The organism is Candidatus Eisenbacteria bacterium, assembly GCA_013140805.1.
Classification (GTDB): Bacteria; Eisenbacteria; RBG-16-71-46; order RBG-16-71-46; family RBG-16-71-46; genus JABFRW01.
The window spans coordinates 19427-45078 of sequence record JABFRW010000070.1; the positions used below are offsets into that span (position 1 = coordinate 19427).

At 68.1% G+C, this 25652-nt stretch carries 25 protein-coding genes and 2 pseudogenes; 14 read left to right on the plus strand and 13 right to left on the minus strand.

The genetic code is table 11. The features are described from left to right. Positions 1-11: 11 nt before the first annotated feature. Positions 12-497 (plus strand): RidA family protein, encoded by a 486-nt coding sequence (locus tag HOP12_06125; protein NOT33734.1) that lies wholly within the window; start codon positions 12-14, stop codon positions 495-497. Here HOP12_06125 and HOP12_06130 read toward each other — a convergent pair. Genes HOP12_06130 through HOP12_06140 form a run of 3 tightly spaced genes read right to left on the minus strand, consistent with a single transcriptional unit; the run spans position 494 to position 4472 of the window. Next, the gene (locus tag HOP12_06130; GenBank protein NOT33735.1) at positions 494-1300 is read right to left on the minus strand and encodes a class I SAM-dependent methyltransferase; all 807 of its coding nucleotides are present in this window, start codon (positions 1298-1300) and stop codon (positions 494-496) included. The two genes, HOP12_06125 and HOP12_06130, sit on opposite strands and share 4 nt — an antisense overlap. Further along, the gene (locus HOP12_06135) at positions 1297-2145 is read right to left on the minus strand and encodes an isocitrate lyase/phosphoenolpyruvate mutase family protein (GenBank protein ID NOT33736.1); all 849 of its coding nucleotides are present in this window, start codon (positions 2143-2145) and stop codon (positions 1297-1299) included. The genes HOP12_06130 and HOP12_06135 overlap by 4 nt, the downstream gene beginning before the upstream one ends. Then, positions 2142-4472 (minus strand): DUF2339 domain-containing protein, encoded by a 2331-nt coding sequence (locus HOP12_06140; protein ID NOT33737.1) that lies wholly within the window; start codon positions 4470-4472, stop codon positions 2142-2144. Before HOP12_06140 ends, HOP12_06135 begins: the two co-directional genes overlap by 4 nt. A gap of 162 nt (positions 4473-4634) precedes the next feature. Here HOP12_06140 and HOP12_06145 point away from each other — a divergent pair, with 162 nt between their 5' ends. The 6 genes and pseudogenes from HOP12_06145 to HOP12_06170 all read left to right on the plus strand — a co-directional run bounded on the left by HOP12_06145 (position 4635) and on the right by HOP12_06170 (position 9625). Next, positions 4635-5177, plus strand: coding sequence for a DUF1697 domain-containing protein (locus HOP12_06145; GenBank protein NOT33738.1), 543 nt, complete (start codon positions 4635-4637; stop codon positions 5175-5177). 13 nt (positions 5178-5190) lie between these two features. Continuing rightward, a pseudogene (locus tag HOP12_06150) lies at positions 5191-6262 on the plus strand (RtcB family protein). 48 nt (positions 6263-6310) lie between these two features. Further along, a complete protein-coding gene (locus HOP12_06155; protein ID NOT33739.1) occupies positions 6311-6712 on the plus strand; it encodes a DUF3224 domain-containing protein in 402 nt (133 codons plus the stop codon). Positions 6713-6807: 95 nt separating this feature from the next. Then, positions 6808-7933, plus strand: a pseudogene (locus HOP12_06160) (Re/Si-specific NAD(P)(+) transhydrogenase subunit alpha). Next, entirely contained in the window at positions 7929-8228 is a 300-nt protein-coding gene (locus HOP12_06165; protein ID NOT33740.1) for an NAD(P) transhydrogenase subunit alpha, read from the plus strand. Before HOP12_06160 ends, HOP12_06165 begins: the two are co-directional and overlap by 5 nt. Continuing rightward, entirely contained in the window at positions 8228-9625 is a 1398-nt protein-coding gene (locus HOP12_06170) for an NAD(P)(+) transhydrogenase (Re/Si-specific) subunit beta (GenBank protein NOT33741.1), read from the plus strand. The genes HOP12_06165 and HOP12_06170 overlap by 1 nt, the downstream gene beginning before the upstream one ends. Positions 9626-9667: 42 nt before the next feature. Here the strand turns inward: HOP12_06170 and HOP12_06175 are convergent, their stop codons facing one another. Then, positions 9668-10306, minus strand: coding sequence for a hypothetical protein (locus HOP12_06175; GenBank protein ID NOT33742.1), 639 nt, complete (start codon positions 10304-10306; stop codon positions 9668-9670). Between the two features lie 161 nt (positions 10307-10467). Here HOP12_06175 and HOP12_06180 point away from each other — a divergent pair, with 161 nt between their 5' ends. Further along, positions 10468-11535, plus strand: coding sequence for a hypothetical protein (locus tag HOP12_06180; protein NOT33743.1), 1068 nt, complete (start codon positions 10468-10470; stop codon positions 11533-11535). A 1-nt stretch (position 11536) separates the two neighbouring features. Here HOP12_06180 and HOP12_06185 read toward each other — a convergent pair whose 3' ends face one another. The 6 genes from HOP12_06185 to HOP12_06210 all read right to left on the minus strand — a co-directional run bounded on the left by HOP12_06185 (position 11537) and on the right by HOP12_06210 (position 16161). Continuing rightward, entirely contained in the window at positions 11537-12205 is a 669-nt protein-coding gene (locus HOP12_06185) for a hypothetical protein (protein ID NOT33744.1), read from the minus strand. A gap of 166 nt (positions 12206-12371) precedes the next feature. Beyond that, positions 12372-12821, minus strand: coding sequence for a hypothetical protein (locus tag HOP12_06190; GenBank protein ID NOT33745.1), 450 nt, complete (start codon positions 12819-12821; stop codon positions 12372-12374). Between the two features lie 133 nt (positions 12822-12954). Beyond that, positions 12955-13569 (minus strand): NUDIX domain-containing protein, encoded by a 615-nt coding sequence (locus HOP12_06195; protein ID NOT33746.1) that lies wholly within the window; start codon positions 13567-13569, stop codon positions 12955-12957. Then, positions 13566-14405 (minus strand): hypothetical protein, encoded by an 840-nt coding sequence (locus HOP12_06200; protein NOT33747.1) that lies wholly within the window; start codon positions 14403-14405, stop codon positions 13566-13568. Before HOP12_06200 ends, HOP12_06195 begins: the two co-directional genes overlap by 4 nt. A 97-nt stretch (positions 14406-14502) precedes the next feature. After that, positions 14503-15114 (minus strand): hypothetical protein, encoded by a 612-nt coding sequence (locus tag HOP12_06205; GenBank protein ID NOT33748.1) that lies wholly within the window; start codon positions 15112-15114, stop codon positions 14503-14505. Positions 15115-15294: 180 nt separating this feature from the next. Next, positions 15295-16161, minus strand: coding sequence for a CPBP family intramembrane metalloprotease (locus HOP12_06210; GenBank protein NOT33749.1), 867 nt, complete (start codon positions 16159-16161; stop codon positions 15295-15297). A gap of 128 nt (positions 16162-16289) precedes the next feature. Here HOP12_06210 and HOP12_06215 point away from each other — a divergent pair, with 128 nt between their 5' ends. The 5 genes from HOP12_06215 to HOP12_06235 all read left to right on the plus strand — a co-directional run bounded on the left by HOP12_06215 (position 16290) and on the right by HOP12_06235 (position 21332). Beyond that, a complete protein-coding gene (locus HOP12_06215; protein ID NOT33750.1) occupies positions 16290-18053 on the plus strand; it encodes a peptide ABC transporter substrate-binding protein in 1764 nt (587 codons plus the stop codon). After that, positions 18050-18967, plus strand: a complete 918-nt coding sequence (locus tag HOP12_06220) for an ABC transporter permease (GenBank protein NOT33751.1) — start codon at positions 18050-18052, stop codon at positions 18965-18967. Before HOP12_06215 ends, HOP12_06220 begins: the two co-directional genes overlap by 4 nt. Next, entirely contained in the window at positions 18964-19866 is a 903-nt protein-coding gene (locus HOP12_06225) for an ABC transporter permease (protein NOT33752.1), read from the plus strand. The genes HOP12_06220 and HOP12_06225 overlap by 4 nt, the downstream gene beginning before the upstream one ends. A gap of 13 nt (positions 19867-19879) precedes the next feature. Continuing rightward, positions 19880-20731, plus strand: coding sequence for an AraC family transcriptional regulator (locus HOP12_06230; GenBank protein ID NOT33753.1), 852 nt, complete (start codon positions 19880-19882; stop codon positions 20729-20731). 79 nt (positions 20732-20810) lie between these two features. Beyond that, positions 20811-21332 carry a hypothetical protein gene (locus HOP12_06235; protein NOT33754.1) on the plus strand — a complete coding sequence of 174 codons (522 nt, stop codon included), beginning with the start codon at positions 20811-20813 and terminating at the stop codon, positions 21330-21332. On the opposite strand, the gene HOP12_06240 is transcribed toward HOP12_06235, so the two are convergent. Beyond that, positions 21333-21929 carry a hypothetical protein gene (locus tag HOP12_06240; GenBank protein NOT33755.1) on the minus strand — a complete coding sequence of 199 codons (597 nt, stop codon included), beginning with the start codon at positions 21927-21929 and terminating at the stop codon, positions 21333-21335. It lies immediately after the preceding gene. 217 nt (positions 21930-22146) lie between these two features. On the opposite strand from HOP12_06240, the gene HOP12_06245 reads away from it, so the two are divergent. Further along, on the plus strand, positions 22147-22947 hold the full coding sequence (locus HOP12_06245; GenBank protein NOT33756.1) for an alpha/beta hydrolase: 801 nt from the start codon (positions 22147-22149) through the stop codon (positions 22945-22947). 126 nt (positions 22948-23073) lie between these two features. On the opposite strand, the gene HOP12_06250 is transcribed toward HOP12_06245, so the two are convergent. Both HOP12_06250 and HOP12_06255 read right to left on the minus strand, forming a co-directional pair. Continuing rightward, on the minus strand, positions 23074-24285 hold the full coding sequence (locus tag HOP12_06250) for an FAD-dependent oxidoreductase (protein ID NOT33757.1): 1212 nt from the start codon (positions 24283-24285) through the stop codon (positions 23074-23076). Positions 24286-24293: 8 nt separating this feature from the next. Continuing rightward, a partial coding sequence (locus HOP12_06255) for an MATE family efflux transporter (GenBank protein NOT33758.1) occupies positions 24294-25652 on the minus strand: 1359 nt, incomplete at its 5' end.

A 25652-nucleotide genomic window follows, 5' to 3' on the forward strand; every position in this document is an offset into this window, starting at 1 on the left:
GTTTTCCGTGCATGAGTCGGATCGAGGAGCGATTGCGCACGCTGGGACTGGAACTGCCGCCTCCCAGGGCACCGGTCGCCAACTATCTTGGCATCAAGCAGTCGGGCGAATGGCTGTTCGTGTCGGGCCGCGTGAGCGCGCTGCGGGGCGAAGTCGGCACCGAGGTGACCGCGGCGCAGGCGCGGCTGGCGGCACGCGACACCGTGCTCGAGCTGCTCGCCATCATCCGCGAAGGACTCGGGGATCTCGATCGCATCGTCTCGATCGAGCAATTGCGTGGTTTCGTTCGTTCGTCCGCAAACTTCACCGAACAGCCCGCGGTGATCGATGGCGCGTCGGACCTGCTGGTCGAACTCATGGGCGACGCCGGACGTCACGCGCGCACCGCGACCGGCGCGGCGCAGTTGCCGTTCGGCGCCGCGGTACAGCTCGACCTGGTACTGCGGCTCGCGCCCGAGGGCGGCACGCCAGGCGCAGAAACGACTTCGCGCGTCTAAATCGGCCGGCGCGCGAGGTACACGAAACGCGACAGCCGGCGCTGACTCGTGAGCGCGTGCACCGTGGCGAAGAACTTCTGCAGTCCCTCGAAGCGTTCGTCGCCCTCGATCTGCAACAGGGCGGCGCGATCCTCGGCGCGTGCGTCGTGCCACCGCCTGGAGACGCCCGCGGCGTTCTCGGTCACGTCTTCCTGTCCCGCGAGCTCGAAGCCGGCCTCGCGGATCATGCGCTCGTTCACACCCGGCGGCGTGAAGACGAAGAAACCGATCGAGCTGCGTGCCGCGAGTTCTTCGTTCGAGACCAACCCGGTCACCACCACCGGGTCGCTGAACAAGGCCTTGCCGCCGGGCTTGAGCACGCGGAGCCAGTCCTGGAGCACCGCGAACCGCTCGGCAAGGTGGTTCGCCGAATCGATGCACAGCAGTGCGTCGAACGTCGCGTCGGCAAATGGAAGCTTCGCGCCCGCGTCGACCTCGCGAAACGTCACGCGGTCGCCCGCTCCCTCGGATTCGGCGCGCTGAGTCGCCGTCGCGACGCCGTGTGCGTTGATGTCGATGCCGGTGACGCGGGCGCCGCACAGCCCGGCGAGAAACAGCGCCGGGCCGCCCGAGCCGCTCGCGACTTCGAGGACGTGCGATCGTTCGTCGAGGCTCAGCCACCGAGCCCAGCGGCGATACTCGTCGGCCGTCGTCCAGCTGTTCTGGCCGAAGTCCTCGCCGAAAGTCTTGTGACGGATGCGAGCGAGCATCTCGGCTTCGAAGTGGCTGTAAGTGCTGTCGAACAGATCGATCTTGCGGTTCACGGCGAGTCTTTTTCGCGCGCCTCGAACATCGCGTTGGCCTCGAGGTAGGTCAGGTTACCGGTGACCGCGGCATAGGTGCCGTGCTCGAGCAGTTCGCGCGCTGCGCGCTGTGCCGCGGTGAGGGCCGCGAGCGCGATCGCCGAACCGAGGCTCACGCGCGCGACGCCGAGCGCCCCGAGCTGCGACAACGTCGGCGCGCCCGCGCGCGCCAGAATATTGAGCGGCCCGTCGATCGCGCGCACCAGCGCCGCGATCGTTTCGGCATCGATCACGCCCGGTACGAACAGACAATCCGCTCCCGCCTGGCGATAGAGCTTCGCGCGCCGTACGGCTTCGTCGAAACGCGTCTCGGGCGCCCCGACCTGGGCGAGAAACACATCGGTGCGCGCGTTGATGACGATGTCGCCGCCCACGGCGCGCGCCGCATCGCGGGCGGCTCGAATCCGCTCGACGTGCGCCGGTGCCGGAATCAGCGCTTCATCGCCGCGTCCCGGTGAGTCTTCCAGGTTGACGCCGACGGCCCCGGCCGCGATCACCGCGCGCACGGTTTCGGCGATGTCCGCGGGACCACCGGAGCCGTAGCCGCCCTCGACGTCGGCCGACACCGGCACCGAAACCACCGCGGCGATCGATCGCACCACCTCGACCATCTGTTCGCGGCTCAAGCGCTGACCGTCCGCGCGCCCGAGACTCCACGCGACCCCGGCGCTGCTGGTGGCGATCGCATCGGCGCCCGCGCGTTCGATCGCGCGCGCGCTGCCGGCGTCCCACGCGTTCGGCAGAATCAGCGGGCGTTTGGAGTGGAGCTCCCGAAAGTGTGCGGCGCGACTCGACTGGCTCGTCATGGCGTTCTCCTCGAATCAGTGAGCGAGCGGCCGCGACGCTGATAGACGTACGACAGCCCGAGCATCGCCGCACCCGCGACGATCGCGGTCAGGAATCGCCACAACGGATCGGCGTGCCTCAGGTCGACGATCAGGAACTTGAGCACCGTGACCGCCACCAACGCGAGCGCCACCCAACGCAGGAACGCCGACCGCCGCTTCCATCCCACCACGAACGCTGCGATCGCCTGCAGCAGCCAGCCGACGCTCGTGAGTGTCGCCGCGAACGCCTCCACGCGCTGACGCACGTCGCCCTCGACGCGGAACCACTGTGGCGACATGCGCCCCGGCACGTTCATCAGGGTGCGGGCGAGATGGTCGGCCTCGTGAGCGATCCACGCCAGCAGCACGACCGAAGCGAGCGCCGCCCACAGCTCCGCCGCGCGGCGATCGAATCCACCGAGTGCAGAACGATTGCGCGTGAGCCGCGCCGCCACCGTGAATGCGAGCACGATCGCGGCGAGCCCGAGAAGCGCGTCGCGATGCACCAGCGGCGCGAGATCGAGGCCCCAACTGTCGCCCTCGAGCAGCCGCGCCGTGAGCACGGCCGCAACCAGGATCGCGACCGCGTGTCCAAGCCCGCGCGCGATCGGCCGCCCCTGCCGAACGCCCGTCCGCACCAGCCACGCGGCTTGCAGCAGCCACGCGAGCCCGAGCGCCGAGAGGAGCAGACTCCAGTAGCGCGCGTCGCTCCCCGGAGCGCGCAGGTCGGGCATCGCGCGCCACGTTCCGGAGGCGCGTTCGAGCGCCCAGGCCAGATGATGAGCCTCGCGCGCGAGCCCGATCGCGAGCAAAACGTGAGCTCCGGCGAATCGAAACTCCGCAAGGGCGCGTTCGGCCGGCTCGAGCGTCTCTCGCGCGCGCGCGATCCGATGCGCGCCGAACAGCAACGCGGCGATCGCGAGCCCGTCGCGAATCGCGTGGGCGTTCGCGATCGGAAGCGGGTGCACCGACCACGTGCTGTCGAACCATCCGGAGACGAGACGAGCGGCCCCCAGCACCACGACCACGTGACCGCACCAGCGCAGCCACCGCGATCGAGGCGAGAGTCCCAGCAGCTCGAGGGTGACGCCGAACACGATCCAGGCGAGCGGTGTGTAGGTCGGGCCGGCGGCGCGCTCGATCGCCGCGGTCGCGAACAACGTGGCTGCACCGGTCAGTGGCCGCCACAGATCGCGCTCCGGGCGCCGCGAATCGACCCACGCCGCAACGAACACGTAGAGCCCCGCGATCGCGAGCAGCAGCATGGCGACGTGGATCGGGCGGGCGTGCTCGAACATCGGTGCGCTCACGGCCAGCAGCGCCAGCGGAGCGGTCACGATGACCGCGAGGTCGATCGGGCGCACGGTGCCTTCGAGGCGCGCAAGGCGCGGGATCGGAGCGATGCCCAGTCCTGCGAACAGCCCCGCGAGCCCGATCTCGAGCGGCCAGCTCCAGTGCTGGGCCGGCACCGCGGTGATCCAGGTGATCGCGGTCAGCAGCAGTGAGGTGAACGCGAGCGAACTCCAGCCGGCGCGCGCCGCGAGCGTGAACACCAGCGCGTCGAGCACCGCCAGATAGCCGAGCAATGCTCCCGGCGGCAATGAGAAGCCGTAGAGCGGCACCAGCGCTTGAAGCGCGTGCGGCAGGAACGCTCCCACGACTCCGAGCGCGGCGATGCTCTCGACGCCGTAGCGCAACCCGAGCATGCCCGTGAACACCGACGCGATCAGCATGAGCGGGAATGCGAAGGGTGCCGGGATCACGTGCAGCGTGAAGTGACCGAGATAGATCGAAAGCCACACGAAGCCCGCGCCGACGCCGACCAGCGCGTGACCGAGCCCTTTCATGCGCCGCTGCATCCGATCGCCGCGCCACACCATCGCGAGCCCCGCGAGCATTCCCGCGATCACGACGACCTGAGGGCCGAAGCGTCCGGTGGTGTAGCCCCACAGGATCAGGAAGAAAAAGCCGATCAGCACCAGCACCGCACCGACGTTCTGAAGCCACACGCCGCCGACCAGCTGCTCCATGTCGCGGGTCCGGCGGGGCACTTCGGGCGTCGCGGCGGAGAACGCAACCGGCGGGACTTCTGGTTCGACGGTGGCGGAGTCCACGACTTCCGGCTCGACCGCTGGCGTGACGGCGGGTTCGAGCCCCACCGGCCGCGTGCGCGGCGCGCGTTCGAGCTCGTCGACGCGGCGGCGCAACCACTCGAGTTCGCGCTCGAGCAGTCGAGTGCGACTGGAAATCGTTGCCAGCATCGAGATCGCGATCACGAGTGCGGGCAGGATGAGGATCCAGACCACGCGGCCCCTCCTGGGTCTGCGCGATTATGCGACGGGCGCGGTTCCAATGAGAAACCGTCGCGTCCGGGCTCCTCGGGCGGCCTCTCGCACCCGCGCCCGCACGGGAACGGTGTTACGGTGCGGAGGTCGCGATTCACTTCCCCGATCCGAGGAGCCCGCAGCATGGCCGCTCGCCACATCGCATTGCTTCGCGGCGTCAACGTCGGCAAGGCCAAACGCATCGCGATGGCCGATCTGCGCAAGCTGGTTGAAGACCTCGGCTATCTCGAGGTCAAGACGCTGCTCAACAGCGGCAACGTCGTGTTCACCGCCCCGCCGCGGGTGAGCGGCAACCACGCGGCGCACATCGAGCAGACGATCGAAGCGAAGCTCGGGATCTCGACCCGTGTGACGGTGCTGTCGGCCGGCGAGCTGGACGAGATCATGAAGCGCAATCCGCTCGAGCATCTCGCGACGAATCACAGCCGCTACCTGATCGCGATCCTGGCCGATGCGTCGCTCAACGAGCGCATGAAGCTTCTCGCACGTCAGCGCTGGACACCCGACGCGCTCGCGACCGGGAATCGCGTCGCGTACATGTGGTGCGCGAGCGGCATCCTGCAAAGCAAGCTCGTGATCGCTTTCAACAAAGCGTTCAAGGACGACTCGACCACCCGCAACTGGGCGACGCTCCTCAAACTCCGGGCACTCGCCTCGCAGCCTTAGGACCGACCTCCCGATGCGAATCATCGACGGCATCCCGGTGTGGGGCAGTCCGATCGACGAAGGCGCGATGCGGCAGATTCGCAACTGCGCCCGTTCCGCCGACGCGGTCGCGATGATGGCCGATCACCACAAGGGTTACGCGGTCCCGATCGGCGGCGTGGTGGCCTACGCAGACCGCATCAGCCCGTCGGGAGTCGGCTACGACATCGGATGCGGCAACAAGGCGGCGCTCACCGACCTGCCCGCTTCCGAAGTGCGGAAGCACATCCGCACGCTCATGGACGACATCGCCTCGCGACTTTCGTTCGGCATGGGCCGCAAGAACCAGACGCGAGTGGATCACGAGCTGTTCGACGACGAGCGCGGCCGCGCCTGGATCGGCGTGCACTTCGGCTCGCGCGGCTTCGGGCACAAGACCGCGACGCACTTTCTGAAGGCCGGCGGCGCGAAGGACGGCATGGATGTGGATCCGCTGGTGTTGCCGGCCCGCGGCAATCTCGGCGCCGAGTACCTTGCGTGCATGCACCTGGCGGGACGCTCCGCGTACGCCGGGCGCGACTGGGTGTGCGCCGAAGTGGCACGGCTGCTCGGCGCGCATCGTCGAAGAGGTGCACAACCACCACAACTTCGCGTGGCGCGAACGCCACGGCGGTCGCGACCTGTGGGTGGTGCGCAAGGGAGCGACACCCGCGTTTCCCGGACAGCGTGGATTCGTCGGTGGCTCGATGGGCGACGTGTCGGTGATCCTCGAAGGCGTCGACGCTCCCGAAGCCAGGCACTCGCTCCACTCGATGGTACACGGCGCCGGTCGCGTGATGAGTCGCACCGCGGCGCGCGGCAAGCCGAATCGCATGACCGGCGAGCGCATTTCCAGGGGTGCGGTGTCACACGAAATGATGATGGAGTGGGTTCGACGCGTCGGGGTAGAGTTGCGCGGCGCCGGAACCGACGAGTCCCCGCACTGCTACGAACGACTGCCCGAAGTGTTGAAGCAGCAGGGCGAGACGGTGCGCATCATCCACACGCTCACGCCGCTCGGCGTGGCGATGGTGGGCGAGAACGAGTTCGACCCGTACCGGGATTGAGAGCGACTCGCTCGCACGCCATGACGCAACCCTGATCCGGAGGCCGATCTGAACACGCACGCGTCGGGCCCGTTCGACGTGAAGCTGACCCCGCAGCCGGCGGGCGAGAACGCCGACTTCGCATTCGTCGGCACGTTGCTGCTCGACAAGCAGTTCCACGGCGATCTCAAAGCGACCAGCAAGGGCATCATGCTCGCCGCCGGCACCCACGTGAAGAACTCGGCCGGCTACGTGGCGCTGGAACTCGTGAACGGCACCCTGCACGGGCGCCGCGGCACCTTCGTGTTGCAGCACAGCGGGCTCATGAACCGCGGCGAGGGACAGCTCGTCATCCACGTGGTACCTGACTCGGGGACCGATGAGCTCGCGGGACTCTCGGGCTCGATGGCGATCATCATCGAGGGCGGCAAGCACTCCTACGCGTTCGATTACCGGTTTCCCGAGGCCTAAGTCGGCGCGAGACTCGCTGGCGGGAACGCGAAGCCGCGATGGCCCGAGCACCCGCCTTGCCCCGCTCTCCCGGTCGCGCCTACTCTCCCCGCCCCATGCTCATCGCCGTTCCTCGCGAAGTCGTGCCGCACGAGACTCGCGTCGCCCTCGTCCCCGAATCGGTCGCCCGACTGTTCAAAAGCGGGCTTCAGGTCGTGGTCGAGGCCGGCGCGGGCATGCGGGCGCATTTCCCTGACTCCGCCTATCTCGAGGCCGGTGCGACGATTGCGTCGGACGCGCGCACGTTGTGGAGCAGTGCCGATGTCGTGGCCTCGGTGCGCGAACCCGAACTGCGCGAGTCCGGCGATCCGAGCACCTGGATGCGCGAGGGCGCGGTGCTGATCGGCTTCCTGCGCCCCGGCCGCAACGCCGACCTGCTGCAGCGCCTCGCTGCGCGAGGGGTGACGGCGTTCGCGATGGAGAAAGTGCCGCGCATCTCGCGCGCTCAGAAGATGGACGCGCTGTCCTCGATGAGCACCGTCGCGGGGTATCGTGCAGTGCTGGTGGCGGCCGAGTCGCTCGGCAAATTCTTCCCTCTGCTCATGACCGCTGCCGGCACCATTGCGCCGGCGCGCGCGTTCGTACTCGGCGCCGGAGTCGCGGGACTGCAGGCGATCGCCACCGCGCGACGCCTCGGCGCGGTGGTCGAAGCCTTCGACGTGCGTCCCGCGGTGCGCGAAGAGGTCCAGAGCCTCGGTGCCACCTTCGTGAGTGCCGACCTCGTGCACGAGAGCACCGTCGGTGCGGGCGGCTACGCGCGCGAGCAGGGCGAGTCGTTCCACCTGCGCGAACGCGAGCTGCTGCACCAGCACGTCGCGGCTTCCGACCTGGTGATCACGACCGCGATGATTCCCGATCGCCCCGCTCCGCGACTCATCACCGAGGCGATGGTCGAGGCGATGCGGCCGGGCTCGGTGATCGTCGACCTGGCGGCCGAGAGCGGCGGCAATTGCGAGCTCACGGTGCCGGGCGAGCGCGTGATGCGGCACCACGTGGTGATTCACGGGCCGATCGACATCGTGTGTGGCCTTCCGGTGCACGCGAGCCAGATGTATTCGCGCAATCTGGTGGCGTTGCTCCAGCACCTCCTCAAGGACGGCGCCCTCCACCTCGACTTCGGCGACGAGATCACGCGCGGCACCTGCGTGGCGCGGCCCACCGCCGCCGGAGCGCGTTCGTGAATCCCGAACTGCTCGCGCAACTCACGGTGTTCGTGCTCGCGGTGTTTCTCGGCTTCGAGGTGATCTCCAAGGTCCCGGTGGTCCTGCATACGCCGCTCATGTCCGGCACCAATGCGATCCACGGCATCGTGGTGATCGGAGGCATCCTGGTACTCGGCCACGCGAACAGCGCGCTCGAAGGGATTCTCGGATTCGTGGCGGTGCTGTTCGGCGCCATGAATCTGGCCGGGGGATTCGTCGTGACCGATCGCATGCTCGAGATGTTCAAGAAGAAAGCCCCCGAGAAGCGTTCGTGATCGAGGCGCGCACCACCCTCATCGCGCTCGGCTATCTGGCCACGGCGGTCGCGTTCATCGTGGGGCTCAAGCGCCTCAGTTCTCCGGCGACCGCGCGCTCGGGCAACCTGATCGCGATGGCCGGTATGGCGCTCGGCGTGCTGATCACGCTGTTCCTGCCGGGCTTGCAGAACATGGGCCTGATCGTGCTCGCCCTCGCGGTCGGGGTGATCGCCGCCACGTGGGGCGCGCGCGTGGTTCGCATGACCGACATGCCGCAGATGGTCGCGATCCTGAACGGGCTCGGCGGTGGCGCGGCGATGCTGGTGTCGATCGCCGAGGTGGCGCGCGCGCATCCGTTCCTGGCTCCCATGACGCGCACCGAAGCCGTCAGCTCTGCGCTCGGCATCCTGATCGGCGGACTGTCGTTCGCGGGCAGCCTCGTGGCGTTCGGCAAGCTGCAGGGCTTCGTCAACGAGAAGCCGGTGACGTGGCCGCTGCAGAAGGTGGTGAACGGTGCGCTGTTCGCGGGTGCTCTGGTGCTCGGAGCGCTCATGCTGCGCGACTCGGGCGGAGTGGCGCTGGCCGGCTTCGTGATCGCGGTGCTGCTGCTCGGGGTGTTGCTGGTGCTGCCGATCGGCGGCGCCGACATGCCGGTGGTGATCTCGCTGCTCAACTCGTTCACCGGGCTCGCGGCGGCGGCGACCGGCTTCGTGCTCTCGAACCACGCGCTGATCATCAGCGGCACGCTGGTCGGCGCCTCGGGCTCGATCCTCACCCAGCTCATGTGCAAGGCGATGAATCGACCGCTCTCGAACGTGCTGTTCGGCGCGTTCGGCGGTGGTGGCGTGGCCCCCGTGAACGGCGCGACCGCGAGTGTCGCGGGCACGGTGCGCGACATCTCGGTCGAGGATTCGGCGGTGCTGCTCGCGAACATCCAGTCGCTCGCGATCGTCCCCGGCTACGGCATGGCGGTGGCGCAGGCACAGCACGCGGTGCGCGACCTGGCCGACCTGCTGGCGAAGCGAGGCGTGGCCGTGAAGTACGCGATCCACCCGGTCGCGGGCCGCATGCCGGGTCACATGAACGTGTTGCTCGCCGAAGCGAACGTGCCGTACACGCAGCTGTTCGATCTGGAGCAGATCAATCCCGACTTCGAACACACCGACGTGGCGCTGGTGATCGGGGCGAACGACGTGGTCAATCCGGCCGCCCGCACCGATCCGTCGAGCCCGATCTACGGCATGCCGATCCTCGACGTCGACAAGGCGCGCCACATCATCATCATCAAGCGCAGCCTCAATCCGGGATTCGCGGGCATCGACAATCCGCTCTACTACGACGCGAAGACGCTGATGCTGTTCGGTGACGCGAAGAGCGTGGCGCAGCAGCTCGTCGAGGCGGTGAAGCAGACCTAGCGGCCGTCACTGCCGGGCGGTTGCCGCGTCAGCGACCCGGACTCACCGCCGCCGTGCGCGCCGCGACTCGGAACACTGCGTCGTCAGGTCGCGCTCGAGGTTCGCCGGCGCTCCCGGAATCACGCCGCTCAGGCCCTGCTTCGCCCACGTGACGCGCGCCAGCGCCGCGCACGGAGTGCCGGCACGAACTCGCAGGTCGAGCCCCTCCATGAATGCCGCCACTGCGGCCGCGCGGTGATGAGGCTCGATCGCGCGCACCGCGTGCACGAACAGACTGTCGTTCCAGTCCGCGGCGTTGGCGAGCCGGCCCTGCTGCTCCATGTGATCGGCGGCACGCGCAAAGGCCTCGATCCCGAGCGCCATCAGCTCGCGGTCGCTCGCCATCGCACGCATGCCGGAGGCCGCGCGCGCGGCGCGAAACGCCTGCAGCGCCGGCACCAGCCGGCCGTTCGCGAGTTCGTTGCGGACCGCTTCGCGGCGCAGGCGCCCGATTTGGGCCGGAACGCTCGCGTCCCATGGAACGAACGGTCGCGCCGCCTGAAGCCACGCAATCTCGGCCGCCGTATTTCCGGTCCTGTGAATGAGCCAGGCGCGCGTCACCACCACGACCTCGACCGCCAGCGCGACACCCAGAATCGCCAGAACACTGAGGAACAGCAGAACCAGTCCGTCGCGCTTCACGTGCAGGATCTCCGGTGGAATTTGGAGGAGCGTTGGAGCCGAGCTGAAGACATGCGGCCGCAGACTACACCCGCCGACGCTCGCCGGCATCCGCGAGCGGGCAGCGCATTACCGCAAAGTGCTGATCCGGTATCCTGTCGCCTCCAGGCCAAGGAGGCATCATGAAGCGATCGCTTCGACTGCTGACGCTGTTGTGCGCGTGCATCCTGATGCGTCGTGAAGCCGCCGCCGCGGATGCGACGACCGCCGCAGCCGAACTCGCGAAAGCCGAGCAGGGGTTCGCGAAACTCTCGGTCGACACCCACATGAAGACGGCATTCACCACCTGGCTCGCGGGCCATTCGATTCTGTTCAAACCCGGCCCGGTCGACGGTCAGAAGTTCTATCGCGATCGGCCCGAACCCAAGGGCGTGCTCGACTGGGCTCCTGCTTTCGTCGAGGTGTCGGGCGACGGGCAATTCGGATTCTCGACCGGCCCGTGGACCTATCAGCGCGCGCGCGATCAGTCTCCGATCGCGTTCGGCCGTTTCGTTTCGATCTGGAAGCGTGAAGGCGCGGGCGAGTGGCGGGTTCTCCTCGACACCGGCATCTCACACGCCGATCCCGGCAGATCGTTGCGCAGCGGCGAGCCGCTGGAGTTCGGGCCGCTTCACGCCGCTCCCGACACCAACGCCTGGAAGCCGCGCCCGCTGTCGGCCGGAGTCGCCGGACAGGTGGGCGGCAAAGACGGCACGATCGGCGGCAGCGTCGGCACCGGTGGCATGGGTGTGAGCGTCGGCACCGGCGGCTTCGGAGTCGGCGTGAGCACCGGCTCTCAGGGCGTGCGTTCGAAGCTCGACTACCAATGGCGCCGTAACGCTCACGACAAGCACACGCTGCTATCCGCCGAGCGCACCTTCACGTGGAACGCGCGTTCGAGGAGCTGGGATCGCGCCTACCGCGCGGTCGGCGCGAACGACGTACGGCTGCTGCGCGACGGGGCGTTCGCGACCACCGGCCTCGACACCGCGATTGCGCGCATGACGTCGCGGCCGCGCAATCGCGATTGGTTTCATCGCGGTGAAGGCATGTCGGGGTCGTGGGATCTGGGCTACACCTACGGCCTCGCGGTCGCGCACCCGAAGGGCGCGCGGTCCGATACCACCGCGTACGTGCATCTGTGGCGCAAAGACGAAGCGGGCAACTGGAAGCTGATGCTCGACGTCGAAAGCGAGTTCCCGAAGCCCTGATCTAGAGGCGCTGGTACTCGACCAGCGTCATCCATGGACGCGTGGTATCGAGCCCCTCGAACGACGCGAGCACGATGTCATGCTCGTCGGCCCAGAAGGTATAGCCCTCGGACTCGGGCGCAGGCGGAACGCTCAACACATAGCGTTTGGCCGCCACCGGCCCGTTCGGCCCTTCGACGGTGCCGTGCTCGACGCAGCGCAACAGCATCTGCGCCGGGCTCACCGCCATCAGGGGCGGACCGATCCGCAACACCGCGAACTCGTGCTCGCCGCCGAGCGCGAAATCGCGTTTGGAAAGCATGAAGGTATTGAACAAGTGGGTCGGGTATTCGACCTCGCACCCAAGCGGATAGTCGCCTTCCTGGCTGCGGGCGTGACCCTGACTCTCGATGTGCGCTCGCCAGCGAGTGCCTTCGACCGCGTGATTCGCGACCAGTTCGCGACCGCCGACCTGCCACTCGACGTCCAGCGACTTCACGCGCCACTCAGCACTCAACGCCACGCGGTACCGGTGCACGTTCGGCAGAGGGTGTGGCGCGACCAGCGTGTGCTCACCCGCGACGACGATCTCGCCGGCGCCGGTCTCGAGTCGCCACACCTCATCGCCGCACGGCTCTCCAGCGAAGAACTGCTGATAGCGACCGGTGGCGATCACCTGGCTAGGGATCATGGCGCGATGATGTCCCCATCGGCTCCGACGATGAGCGCGGATTCCGCCGGAGCTTGAAGGCTCGCCGCCTGCGCAGCGACCGGCGCCATGAGCTACAGCAGCGCAACGCTGGCGAGCAGCCCGATCACGAACGTGGCGAGCACTCGCGCCTCACGCCACGCGCCGCTCATCGGCGCGCCCCGACCGGACTCGGCTCGCGCTCCGGGTAGACATCGTGCCAGCGGGCGGATGCGTGGCCGACGCCGGCCCCTAGCGCGGCACCCGCGAAGGCCGAGAGCACCACCAGCCCCACGGATTTTCCCTCCGAGGTCACCCCCCACGTCAGGAAACCGGCATCCGACCTGGGCGGGTGCGCGGTCAGCACCCAAATTCCCGACACCGCCGCCGCGCCGATGGCTCCTAGGACCGCGTAACGTCCCATGCGCGTTTGACCCACTTCGACTCGATCGATATCGGACCATGCGAGCAATCCAGGCTTGCGTGATCCGAGCGGTCCGCGCGAAAACGCCTCGTCGTAGCGCACGCCACTCGCTTCGACCCGTGCATTGCGCAACGTAAGCCGCTCCTCGCCCGCGATCGCACGCACTCGATCGGCGCGACCGAACTCGACACGCATATGTTCGAACGCGGTGGATTCGGGAACCGCGGTGGCGGTGGATGTTGCGCTCGCCTGGGCGCGAGCCGGCCAGGACGAAGCGACCAGCACGCTGAACAACGCCAACCTCCGTGCCCATCGCCCACCGCCACCGTCACGCATGACGCGCCAGCCGCTTACGAACCGTTCGATAGACCGCATCCATGTGCCCCCACGCGTGGTCGCGCCGTGCGCGCAGCACGCGCGCGAGCGGCATCCACTCGGCGCTCGCCGCGTCGTCGGCCGTACGCGGGGTGCCGCGCCGCCACCGGGCGAGCCAGTAGAAATTCATGGTGGGGAATGCGCCAAAACCGTCGAGCCAGTAGCGATCCCACCAAAACCCGAGCCACTCGCAGCGCCCGACCGCGAGCCCGGTCTCTTCGAGCAACTCGCGCCGCGCCGCGGCCTCGAGTTCTTCGCCAGCATCGACGAACCCGCCCGGGATGTCGAGCCGGCCGACGCGCGGCGGATGTGCGCGGCGCAGCACCAGCACTTCATCGCCGCGCACCACCAGCATGCCGGCCGCTGCGCGCGGGTAGTCGTAGAGCAGATAGCGACAGCGCGGGCAGTGGATCTTGCGCGGCTTCTCGCCACTGGTTCGGGCCACCGGCCCGCCGCATTGCCGGCACGCGAAGACCGGACCGCGCTCGACCGCGGCCCGGGTGCGGCGGGTTCGAGTGCCGGCCGCGGTGCGGCGTGTGCGGGCGGCGTCAACGCCTCGCGCGCTCATCGCGCCTCCACCGTGACGACGGCCGGAAGCGGCACCATGTTGCGCGCCCCCTCGGGGCGCTCCTCGCCCTGATTCCAGGGACCGTAGTTCGCGTAGCGAAACGACTCGGTGCGCACCGCAAGCTGTGCTTCGCGGCCGCCATCCATGGAGAGCGCGTGCACCAGTTCTAGCGGCGCACGGTTCAGCAGCGTGGCGAAGTCCCACAGCGTGTAGCCGCCTTCGCTGGTGATGATCAGGATGCGTCCGCGACCGTCCTCGCCCACCACGGTGCGCAGCGCGACCTGATCGGTGTGACGCACGCGCGGCATTCCGCCGCGCTCGAACAGCATGAACGACTGCGCGACTTCGCCCCACTGCGTGCGCTTCGGATCGAGCGGGTCGTGGTCCAGATCGAGCACCCGCGCGTTCGCCGTTGTGTCGCTGCGCGGCTCGGCCACCAACGCGGCGCGGAAGCTTGGGTGCTCGGTGCCCGACACGACCTCGCCCCCGCTCACGAACACACCCATGTAGCTCAGGTCCGGGTAGTACTGGCCGGCGTTGAACGCGGCCAGGGCGGGCGAGCGGGCCATCCACTGGTCGAGTCGTAGCGGCTTCTGGTCGGGCTCGCGCAAGAAGTGACGCATGCGAATGCGCACGCGCTGCGGATCGAGTCTGAGCACGGCAATGTTGATGCTGCCCGAGCGGCAGTAGGGATCGCCGTGCAACGTGGCGAACTCGACGCCGGGAGCCACCGAGTGCCAGCGCGGCGCACGCACGCCCTGCAGCAGCACCCAGCCGCCGACCAGCAGTGCGGCGAGCAGTGCGAGGCGCGTGACCGGCCAGCGCCCGCGTTTCACGGGCGCCGCGCGCGCGAACCGATGGGGAGGAGCGACGTCACGCGCGAAGTGTCGCACACGCCTCCCGGACGCCGAAAAGGCTCGTCGCGACCGCGACTCAGGCGGCGCGGCGCGTGGAGTCGTCGCCCGGCTTGGGCTTGCGACGCTTGCGCGTCGCACGCTTCTTGACCGGCTTCTGCCGTTCGGGGTCGCGCAACTCGGGCGAGGTGCCGTCTTCCTGATCGACGAATTCGAAGCCCAGCGACTCGCTCGGCGTGATCGCTTCCCAGCCTTCGAGATTCGAAGCGGGAATGTCGTCAGCCGGATCGGGATTCGTCGCCGCCGGGGCGGTCGAGAAGCTCAGGAAGTCGCGGCGTGCATCGGGATGACCCGGGTGAATCCACAGCGCATGGCTCAGCAGCAGCACGGCCTCCCGCACCGCGCCCAGTTCGAAGCAGGCGCAGGCCGCGAGGTAGTGCAGTTGCGGATCGTGCGGCGCGAACGACAGCCCGCGCAGCGAGCGCGCGAGCGTGTCGCGCGGCAGGTCATCGGCGAGTGCCGCCTCGGCCGCGCGACGAAAGTGACGAGCCGCCTCGGTGTCCGGGGGGGCATCGAGTCCCGGAATGAAGCGCTCGAGTTCGACCAGAACGCGACGCAACGACAGCCCGAGGACCGGATCGAGACCGGGCCCCGAGTCGCCGCCCACGCGGTCGGACAGGTGCGAAAGCACAACAGTTATGTCCCCAAAACTGGGGCGTGACGGCTCGCTCAACGGACCTCCCGTGCGAGGGGACGAGGGGTTGCACGGCGCGGCGCGTTTCAGAGATCGGTACTGGGAGTAAGGCTGAAAACGTTATCGGCGGGGGGGGCGGAAAACTGGAGGCGGGGGCGCCGGCGGCGGAACTCGCGGTCACGGCTCCGAACCGATCGCGCTCGCGGCGCGCGCGAGTCTCCGAAATGCCGGGACCGCGGCCACCGCGGCCGCAAGCGTCATCCATCCGTGCGAGACGAACTCCCACTGCCCCGCCGATGGCACGACGCCGTACTGCATCGGCAGTACGACAAGATCGGACAGTGCGTGCAGCACCACCCCGGGCACGATCGAACCGGTGTATCGCACCAGCAGGCCGAACACGAGCCCGTGGGCGAGGAAGAACGGGACGAATGCGATCGTCGCGTACGCGTGGCTCAGGTGCGCGAGGTAGAAGAGGATCGTCACCAGTCCGATGCCGACGAACCAGCCATGTCGTCGCTGAATACCGGACAGCATGTAGCCGCGAAACGCGGCTTCCTCGACGACTCCCGCAGTGAGCGCGACCGCGACGAAGATCGAGGCCATCGTCCAGGGTGGAAACGCGGCGACATCGAATGGCGCGCGGTACGCCGCGCCCGGAAGCGTTGCGAAGCGATAGGTCACGAACGCGATCCCCATGACCGCGATCAGCGCGAGTCCGCCCGCGATCAGCGCCCATGCCCATACCCGGGCGGGCAGCGCTCGCGCGCGCAGGGAGCCGCGCCGCGCGGCGGAGGTGCGGCGTGGCCAGCCGGCGCCGTTCGCAAAGCGCCAGAACAGCCACAACCACACCGCGGTCAGTGGCAGGAACAGCGGCAGCCGCGGCGCCAGGCGCAGGTTGGCGAACATCAGCACGCCACTCACCGAACCGCCGATCCCCAGCACGATGAAGCCAACCAGCACCGCCCGGACGACGGCGGGGATCCGCGCCCAGGCTCTCGTCACGAGCGAGTCCGGTGGCAAATCGGCGCTCGACGAACTCATTCGACCTCGGGCCTCCCGGTGTCCTTCCTTCCGCTCCGCGAACCAGGTACGACTCCGCAGCAGACACCCGATGCAGCCACCGGGTCAACGCGTTCGCGCTCGCTCGCCCGCTGCTATACTCCCGCGCCGTGACGCCTAGCGCCCTTCGCCTCGCTCGTTCGATCGCCGCGTTTCGCTTTGCAGCCGCGCTCCGCGCAGCCGCAGCGTACTCGGCACCTGTGGCACCCGTGGCACTCGTCTGCACGCTCGCACTGGCCGGCTGCGGGGCACCGCGGACGCAGGACGCGGCCACGGCAGCGGCAGGCGATGCGGCTTACTTCGGCGACGTCACACCGCCCGCGCGCGACGTCTTCACGTTCGCACTCGGTGCCGAGCCCGAGTCGTTCGACCCGGGCCTTGCCTCGGGCCAGCCCGACGGTCGCGTGGCGCGCCTGCTGTTCGAAGGGCTCACGCGCGAAGACGCACGCACGCTCGAGCCGCGGCCGGGGCAGGCCTACCGCTGGGAGATCACGCCCGACGGCCTCACCTACACGTTTCACCTGCGGCCGGGAATTGCATGGAGCAACGGTGCGCCGGTCACCGCCGCAGACTTCCGCTGGTCGTGGCTGCGCGTGATCAATCCCGCCACCGGCGCGCGCTACGGCAACCTGCTGGCACCGATCAAGAATGCGGAAGAGTTCAACAAGGGCAAGCTCACCGACGAGAACCAGGTCGGCATCCAGGCGCCCGACGACAGCACGCTGGTGATCACGCTTCGCGCGCCGACCAGTTACTTCCTCTATCTGGTTCAGTACTACACCTGCCTGCCCACTCCGCGCGCCGCGATCGAGAAATACGGCGTGCGCTGGACGCGTCCCGAGAACATCGTCAACAACGGGCCGTTCCTGCTCGATCACTGGCGGCAGAACGAGCGCTTCGAGTTCGTGCCCAATCCGCGCTACTGGGATCGCAAGAACATCCGACTCGAGCGCATCGTCGGCTGGACGGTCGAGGACTTGAACACCTGCGCGAACCTCTACAAGTCGGGCGTGTTCGACTGGAACCCGAGCGGCTACCTGCCGTCGCAGTTCATCCCGCACCTGCGCACTTTCAAGGACTTCCGCCACGGCCCCTATCAGGGCGTCTACTACTACTCGATCAACACCACGCGTAAGCCCTACGACGACGTCTGGGTGCGCCGAGCACTCACGTTGTGCGTGGATCGCGAATCGATCGCGCGCGACCTGCTCAAAGGCAGCCGCGACCCGTGGGGCAACATGACGCCGAGCGGATACCCGGGCTACCAGCCGCCACCCGCCGTTCCGTATGACCCCGAGAAAGCGCGTGAGTGCCTGGCGAAGGCGGGCTATCCGGGCGGCAAGGGGTTTCCGAAGCTCTCGATTCTGTTCAACACCAGCGAGGATCACCGCCGCATCGGAGAGGCGATCCAGCAGATGTGGAAGCGCGAACTCGGGATCGAGGTCGAGTTGTCGAATCAGGAGTGGGGCTCGTATCTGCAGGCCGCCACCAACCTCGACTACGATGTGGCACGGCGCTCGTGGATCGGCGACTACCTCGATCCGAACACGTTTCTCGCCTGCTTCATCACTGGCGACGGCAACAACCGCTCGGGTTGGAGCAACGCGCGCTACGACGCATTGATTCACGCGTCGGGCTTCGAGCTGGACGTGGCGAAACGCATGGCCACGCTGCGTGAAGCCGAAGCGATCCTGCTCGACGAAGCGCCGGTGATCCCGATCTACCACTACTCGACCAACGAGATGGTCAAGCCCTACGTGCGCGGGATCTACATCACGCCGCTCGACGTCCACCCGCTCACCTACGTGTGGATCGATCGCCAGTGGCGCGAACACCCGCCCGAAGTGGCGAGCCTGGAGACCAGAGCGAAGTGATCGCGTTCCTGGTCCGTCGCGTGCTCATGATCATTCCCACGCTGTGGGTGATCGGAACGCTCACCTTCTTCCTGATCCGGCTTGCTCCCGGCGGCCCCTTCCAGTCGGAGCGAGAGATTCCGGCCGCGGCGCGCGAGCAGTTGATGCGTTCCTATGGACTCGATCAACCGCTGCACGTCCAGTACCTGCGGTTCCTGGGCAATGCGGTGCGCCTCGATTTCGGCCCCTCTTACAAGTTCCCCGCCAAGCAGGTGCGAGAGATCATCGCCGAAGCGTTTCCGGTCTCGGCCGAACTCGGCGGACTTGCGCTGCTGGTCGCTCTGCTGGTCGGCGTGCCGATCGGGATCATCGCGGCGGTCAAGCAGAACACGCGGACCGACTATGCGGCGATGGCCGGCGCGCTGGCCGGAGTGTCGATTCCCAACTTCGTGCTCGGCCCGCTGCTGGTGCTGGGGCTCTCGCTCTCGCTCTACTGGTTCCCACCGGCGCTGTGGCAGGGACCGTCGAGCCGCGTGCTGCCGGTGCTGACGCTCGCCACCGCCTACGTCGCCTACGTCGCGCGGCTCACCCGCGCGGGCATGCTCGAGGTGCTGCGACAGGACTACATCCGCACCGCCTACGCCAAGGGGCTCGCGCCGCGCGTGGTGGTGCTCAAGCACGCGCTGCGACTCGGGATCCTCCCCGTCGTCTCCTACATCGGGCCCGCCGCCGCGCGCATCCTGATGGGTTCGGTGGTGGTCGAGAGCATTTTCTCGGTGCCGGGACTCGGGCGATACCTGGTCAACGCCGCGTTCAACCGCGACTACACGCTCGTCATGGGCGAAGTGCTCTTCTACGCCAGTTTTCTGATGGTGCTCAACCTGATCGTCGACGTGGCGTACGGCTTCCTCGATCCCCGTGTGGAGATGGCATGAGCGCGGCCACGAACGCCCCCGATGCCTTCGGACTCGCGGCCGAGCCGCAGAGCCTGTGGAGCGACGCCTGGCGTCGCATGCGGCGCAATCACGCCGCGGTCGTCTCGGCGGCGTTTCTCGTCATCATTTCGCTGGTGGCCTTCACGGCACCGTGGATTCCGGGACTCGCGGACCCCGCGGCGCAGGACCTGGCGCTCGGAGCCTCGCCGCCATCGGCGGTCCACTGGTTCGGCACCGACGATCTCGGGCGCGACACGTTTGCGCGCGTCGTGCATGGCGGCCGGATCTCGCTGTTGATCGGGCTGGTTGCGACGTTCGTCAGTCTCGTGATCGGCGTGAGCTGGGGCGCGATCGCGGGCTATCGCGGTGGACGCGTGGACGACGTGATGATGCGCATCGTCGACGTGCTCTATTCGCTGCCGTACATCTTCCTCGTGATCCTGCTGCTGGTGTTCTTCAGCCGCAGCATCCTCATGCTGTTCGTGGCACTCGGACTCGTGCAGTGGCTCACCATGGCGCGCATCGTGCGCGGGCAGGTGCTGTCGCTTCGGCAGCAGACCTTCGTCGAAGCGGCGCGCGCACTGGGGGCGAGCGACCTCGCGATCGTGTTCAAGCACATCGTGCCGAATACGCTCGGGCCGGTGATCGTCTACACCACCCTGACGGTGCCCGCGATCATCCTTCAGGAGGCATTCCTGTCGTTTCTCGGCCTCGGCGTTCAGCCGCCGAACGCTTCGTGGGGAACACTGGTTTCGGACGGCGCCCGCGTGCTCGCGGTGTTCCCGTGGCTCGTGATCTTCCCGGGCCTGGCGCTCTCGATGACGCTGTTCTGCTTCAACTTCCTCGGCGACGGCTTGCGCGACGCGCTCGACCCGCACGACAAGCGCGACGTGAACTAGTCGCGTGGAGTACGTGCAGCGCACACCTGCCGCCGCGCTCGCCCCGCTCGTCGAGTGCCTGTGGTCGCTGGCCGGCGCACGAGCAAGCGTGCCGGACGCCGCTCTCGCCCACGAGCATCGCGTGTTCCCCGATGGATGCGTCGAGCTGATCTATCACGCGGGCGCGCCGGCGCTCTGGAGTCCGAGCCCCGACCGGTGGCTCGAGCAGCCGCGCCTGTTCGTGGTCGGACAGATCACGCGGCCATTCGGCTTTCGCGCCACGAATGCGCTGCATTCGATCGGCGTGCGCTTCCGACCCGGCGGAGCGTGCGCGTTCCTCGGCGACCCGCTCGATGCGTTGACCGATCGCACGGTCGCGCTCGCGACGCTGTGGGGCGAAGCGGGTGAACGATTGTCGAACGAACTGCGGTGCGAGTCGGAGCTCGAGCCACTCTGGACGCGGCTCGAGTCCGCGCTCGCCGCGCGGATCGCAAACGCGACGCGCGCTCGCGTGCCGGTCGCGGCGGCCGTCGATCGGTTACTCGCGACACGCGGCGGCGAATCGATCGAAGCGCTCGCTGCGCACGTCGGCTGGAGCGTGCGACAGCTCGAGCGGGCATTTCTGCGCCAGGTGGGCGTGACGCCCAAGGTGCTTGCGCGCACCATCCGATTCCAGAGCATCCTCGCCAGCCTTCCGAGCAACGGCCGCATCGACTGGGCGGGGCTCGCATGGGACTGCGGTTTCGCGGACCAGGCGCATCTGATCCGCGAGTTCCGCCGCTTCACCGGCGCGACACCGGTGCAGATCGGCGATCCGGAACTCGAGCTGGCGCGTCGCTTCGTGAGCGACGATCGGCTGCGGGCGTATTTCAATCCGCCGTGCTGAGATCGGTCGCATTTCTTCTATCGCCGAGCCGTCGCCGCCACGTACGGTGTCGCCTCACTCGATCCGATCGGAGGCTCCATTGAAGTCGATTCGCTCTCTGCTGCTCGCGTTCGCGCTGCTCGCCGTCCTGTGCACGCCTTGGGCGGCAGCCGCTGCCGAGCCGCGGCTCGCTTCGCTGGCGTGGCTCTCGGGAAGCTGGGGTGGGGTTCGAGACGGCGTGCAGTACGAGGAGCATTGGACCAGCGCCGAAGGCGGCATGCTGGTCGGCATGCACCGCGACCTGCGAGCGGGGCGAACGGTCGGCTTCGAGTTCCTTCGAGTCAGCCAGCGGGGCGACACCATTCAATACGTCTCACTGCCGAATGGTCGTGGCGAAACACACTTCCCGCTCAAGACGCTCGAGTCGCGGCGCGTGGTGTTCGAGAATCTCGCTCACGACTTCCCGCAACGCGTCATCTACTGGCAGTCGCACCCGGACTCGCTCTCGGCACGCATCGAGGGCGACGTGAACGGCAAGCTCGAGTCCATGCAATGGGCGTGGGCGCGCCGCAAGCTGGTGGAGCCACCGGCCGAGGCGGCCGAGCCGCGGAAACCGCGCTGATCAGCGGTAGGTGACTTTCAGCTTTCCCCACGTCGAGCGCAGCGTCGGCACCGCCTGATCGACGTAGCCACTGCACGACGTCATGTGCATCCCCGGCGTCAAACCGACGAACTCGTATCGACCACTACCGTGCGCGCCATGTGCCCCACCGGCGGCACGCATGCCATGCATGCTGAACTCGATGGTCAACGGTGTCCCCGCGACGATCGTCACCGGCAGTTCGACCACACCCGTCACATGGATACTGTCAGCCGAGAAGATCGTCCGGCTCAGAACCATCTGATTCGTGAGCGCACCGGCCGTGAGCGTGGTCCACAACAAGCCGCTGCATCCGGTACCGCCGCAGCCACGGGTCCAGATCCATCCGTCGACGGTCATCCGGGCGACCACGTTCACGGGAGTGCCGCTCGCCACGCCGATCACATCGAACGCATCGCGGGCGGTGGTCGTCTTCCCCGCCAGTCCGCAACAGTGATAGACGTGCACCTCGCCGCGCGTGAGGTCGAAGCCGACTCGGAACCCTGCTCCGTTGGCATCGATCACGCTGGAGTCGAAGATCGCCGCAGTCGTCAGCACCTGACTCGGGGGGAAGATCAATTCGCTCGTCGGGCAGTCGGCCGCCATCGCATGACCCGCGACAAACAACGCGCAAGCACAAACCAATCCGATCCAGGAGTTCCGCATGTTCGATTCCTCTCAAGCAGAGGAGAGCGGTCGAGGGGCGATCGACCGCACGCTGAGCCTAGCGCCGACCGCGGGTCGTCCGACAGCGAAATCTCGGCAGATCGAGGTTCCACGGTAAGATGGCGCGGTCATGACCACGCCACCTCCGCGTCCCCCTCTGCTCATGCTCAACGGCGTCTACGGCGCCGAGGTCCACTTCGACTCGTTGCGCGAGGAGCTCGCGAGCGACTTCCCGAGTCGCGCAATGACGTTCCGGCGCGACGGCCTGCCCGACCCCACTCCCGAGCGCGGCTTCGGGCCGGTCGTGGAGCGTCTTCACTCCGAGATCGAGCGACTCGGTGGGGCCCCGCTTCCGCTGCTCGGCTTTTCGCTCGGTGGTGCACTGGCGCTCGAGTACGCGCTCGCTCACCCCGAACGCCTGTCGGCGCTGGTGCTCATCAATGCGTATGACCGCTATCGCGGCAGTCGACTGCAATCGAGCACCCTGCCGCTTCTGCGCGAATGGCCCGCGGCGTGGACCAATCCCCCGCTCATGGCGCGCGTCGTGGTGCGGGTGGCGTGGCTCAAGCGCGGCCTTTTCCACCCCGCGGCTCCCCGGCAGGTGATCGAGCGCGGCATGATGGGCGCTGCGCTCACCACGCAGGACGACGTTCGCTTTCAGATCGCACACGTTGCGCTCCCGGGGGTCGCGGGCATCGAGCCGCGGCTCGCGGCACTCGCAGAGCGGATTCCGGTGATGCTGGTGTCGAGCCGTGACGACGCGGTGGTGCCGCCGGCGCACACGCAACGGCTGGCCGCCTCGATGCCGGCGGCGCACTGCCTGCCGCCGTTCGAAGGCGGGCACGCGTTCTTTCAGCACGACGCGGCGGCACTCGCCGCCGAAGTGCGCCGCTTTCTCGCCCGGCATGCAAGCGACGGCACGAACGCATGAGCGAGATCCAGATCAACCGCGCGCCGGTGCTGACGCTGTGGGCAACGGTGGTGGCCGAACGCCTCGGGCATCCTCGCGCCGCCTCGCTCACGCTCGATGTGACCGCGATCACCGCGCTCGCGAAGCCTAGTCCGAGATCTCGAGCGCCAGCGCCTCGCGCTCGCTCGAGCTCGTCGCGCGCGCCGCGCAAATGACGGCCCGGGCACGATCCAGGTTTGCGGGCAGGTTCCACAGCATCACGCCTCGCACCACGTCCTCGCGCAGGTAGAACAACACGCCGGATTCGAGCGGCTCGCGCCACACCGCGTGCACCGCGAGGCTCGCGTCGATGTCGCCGGCGGCCGACCACTCGCGGTCGAAGAGACGACCGTCATGCCGTGGCAGGTGGTCGTAGACGAGATCGGCGCCGGCCATGTTCTCGCCCGCCACGCGACCGTGCTCGCGTGCGTGATCCCATTGCTCGACGCGCATGATGCGCTCGAGCGGCACGCACGGGAACTCGGTGACCTCGCCGGCCGCCCACACGTGCGAGTTCGTCGTGCGGGCGTGATCGTCGACCTCGATGCCCATGCCGACCTCGAGCCCCGCGGCGTCCGCGAGATCGGTTTGCGGCTGGGTGCCGAGATCGACGACCACGAGCTGAGTCGTGACTTCGTTTCGATTCTGCGTGGTCGCCACCAGTTCGGTACCGACACGCTGGAAGCGCGCAATGGTCTCGCCGGAAACGGCTTCGATTCCCTGCTCGCGGTAGAACTCGGCGACTCGCATGCCCAGATCGCGTGGCAGCACTCGACGCAACGGATACTCGTCGGCGAACAGCAGCGTCACCTCGCGCCCGGCCTGTCGCAGCGCGGCGGCCAGCTCGAGGCCGAGGAAACCGTTGCCGACCACCAGCACATGATCCACGCGCTGCTGATCGTCGCTGAGACGCAGGTAGTCCTCGAGCTGTCGGAAGTAGTGAATGCCGTCCAACTCGGCGCCCTCGACCTCCAGGCGCCGCGGTCGGCTCCCGGTCGCGAGCAGCAGCTTCTCGTAACTCAGGCTGGCGCCGTGGTCGTCCCACACGCGGCGGGCTTCGAGGTCCAGCTCGACGACCTCGCGCCTCAGCCGCAGCTCGACCCCGTGGTCCGCATACCAGCCGTCCGGCAGCACCGAGAGCTGCTCGAATGAAGTGGTGCCATTCCACAGTCCCTTCGAGAGTGGCGGGCGGTGATAGGGCGCGTGATTCTCGCGCGACACCGCCAGCACACGCGCGTCGCGATCATGCGCGCGAATGCCCTCGAGCGCCGAGGCCGCAGCGACGCCACCACCGACGATGACGTATTCGTAGTCCGCCATCGATCCTCCTAGCCGTTCGCCGGCGTGTCCGCGAGCTCCGACTTGAGCCCGCCCTTCCAGGTTCCTCGCGCGGCCCACGCCAGGATCAGCACGGCGCGCACCATACAGGTGATCGTGATCACCCACGCGATCCCGAGCACCCCGGTGCCGGTCCAGTATAGAAACAGAAACGCGAGCGGAATGCGCGCGAGCGAGAAAATCGTGAAGATCAGCGAGATCGCGCGAGTGTGTCCGGAGCCCAGGATGCCTTCGGCGGTCACGATCTCGAGTCCGTTCAGCACGAAGCACAACGTCAGGATGCGCAGGTACGGAATCCCGACACGAATCACCTCCGGATCGTTCGAGAACAGACTCAGGAACACCTGCGGCCACATCGCGATGACGAGACTCGCCGCCACGCTGAGCGCCGCGGTCCACAGGTTCGCCAGGCGCAGCGACGCGACCGCGCGGTCCGGGCGATCGGCGCCGAGGCTCTGCCCGACCAGGGTCGCGGTCGCCATGCCGAGACTCGCCGACCACACGAATTGCAGGCCCTCGATTCGATTGGCGATTCCCACCACCGCCATCGAGGCCGGGCCCCACTGCGAGGCCGAGCGTGCGAATGCGATGTAGACCACCGAGAACATGCTGCCGATCAGCGCGACCGGCAGTCCCACGCGCGCCATGCCGAGGATGCCGACCGGCCGCCCGTCGCTGCGCCGCGCGAGCGGCAGCGCGGCGTGCCCGCGCAGCGCGGCGATGCCGTAGAACAGCACCAGCAGGACCTGCGAGAAGAACGTGCCCCACGCGGCGCCGACCACACCCATGCGCGGGAACGGGCCGACGCCGTAGATCAACAGCGGCGCCACCACGGCATTGATACCGAGCGCCGCGAAGTCGAACAGCAGCGGCGTGCGCGTGTCGCCGGCAGCGCGCATGATGTTCTCGCACGTCAGCGCCACCATCAGAAACGGCGCCGCCGCGAGGACGATGCGCAGGTAGGCGCCACCCGTGTGCTGCAACGCGGGATCGGCGCCCATCAGGCCGAAGATGCGCGGCGCCGCGATCAGGCCGACGATCGCGACGAGGATTCCGAGTGCTGCCGAGGCCTGGATGCCGCGATAGGCGACGAGCCCCGCGCGCTGGCGGTCGCCGGCGCCGATCAGCTGGCTCGCGTACGCAGTCACACCCATCGCGAACACGTCGTTCATCGACATCACCAGCCACAACACGAAGATCGAACTGGTGACCGCAGCGGTCGCGTCGACGCCGAGCCCCCGCACCCACAGCGCGTCGACCCACTGGTAACCGAGGCGCAGGAACTGAGAGATCAGTACCGGGATCGCGAGGGTGAGCAACGCGCGCGGAATCGAGCCGGTGAGCGCGCT

Bases quoted from the DNA above. Each gene is read 5' to 3' on its own strand.
- HOP12_06125 (NOT33734.1), top strand. From the start codon at position 12: ATGAGTCGGATCGAGGAGCGATTGCGCACGCTGGGACTGGAACTGCCG.
- HOP12_06135 (NOT33736.1), bottom strand. From the start codon at position 2,145: ATGACGAGCCAGTCGAGTCGCGCCGCACACTTTCGGGAGCTCCACTCC.
- HOP12_06145 (NOT33738.1), top strand. From the start codon at position 4,635: ATGGCCGCTCGCCACATCGCATTGCTTCGCGGCGTCAACGTCGGCAAG.
- HOP12_06180 (NOT33743.1), top strand. From the start codon at position 10,468: ATGAAGCGATCGCTTCGACTGCTGACGCTGTTGTGCGCGTGCATCCTG.
- HOP12_06185 (NOT33744.1), bottom strand. From the start codon at position 12,205: ATGATCCCTAGCCAGGTGATCGCCACCGGTCGCTATCAGCAGTTCTTC.
- HOP12_06190 (NOT33745.1), bottom strand. From the start codon at position 12,821: ATGCGTGTCGAGTTCGGTCGCGCCGATCGAGTGCGTGCGATCGCGGGC.
- HOP12_06195 (NOT33746.1), bottom strand. From the start codon at position 13,569: ATGAGCGCGCGAGGCGTTGACGCCGCCCGCACACGCCGCACCGCGGCC.
- HOP12_06210 (NOT33749.1), bottom strand. From the start codon at position 16,161: ATGAGTTCGTCGAGCGCCGATTTGCCACCGGACTCGCTCGTGACGAGA.
- HOP12_06225 (NOT33752.1), top strand. From the start codon at position 18,964: ATGAGCGCGGCCACGAACGCCCCCGATGCCTTCGGACTCGCGGCCGAG.
- HOP12_06245 (NOT33756.1), top strand. From the start codon at position 22,147: ATGACCACGCCACCTCCGCGTCCCCCTCTGCTCATGCTCAACGGCGTC.
- HOP12_06250 (NOT33757.1), bottom strand. From the start codon at position 24,285: ATGGCGGACTACGAATACGTCATCGTCGGTGGTGGCGTCGCTGCGGCC.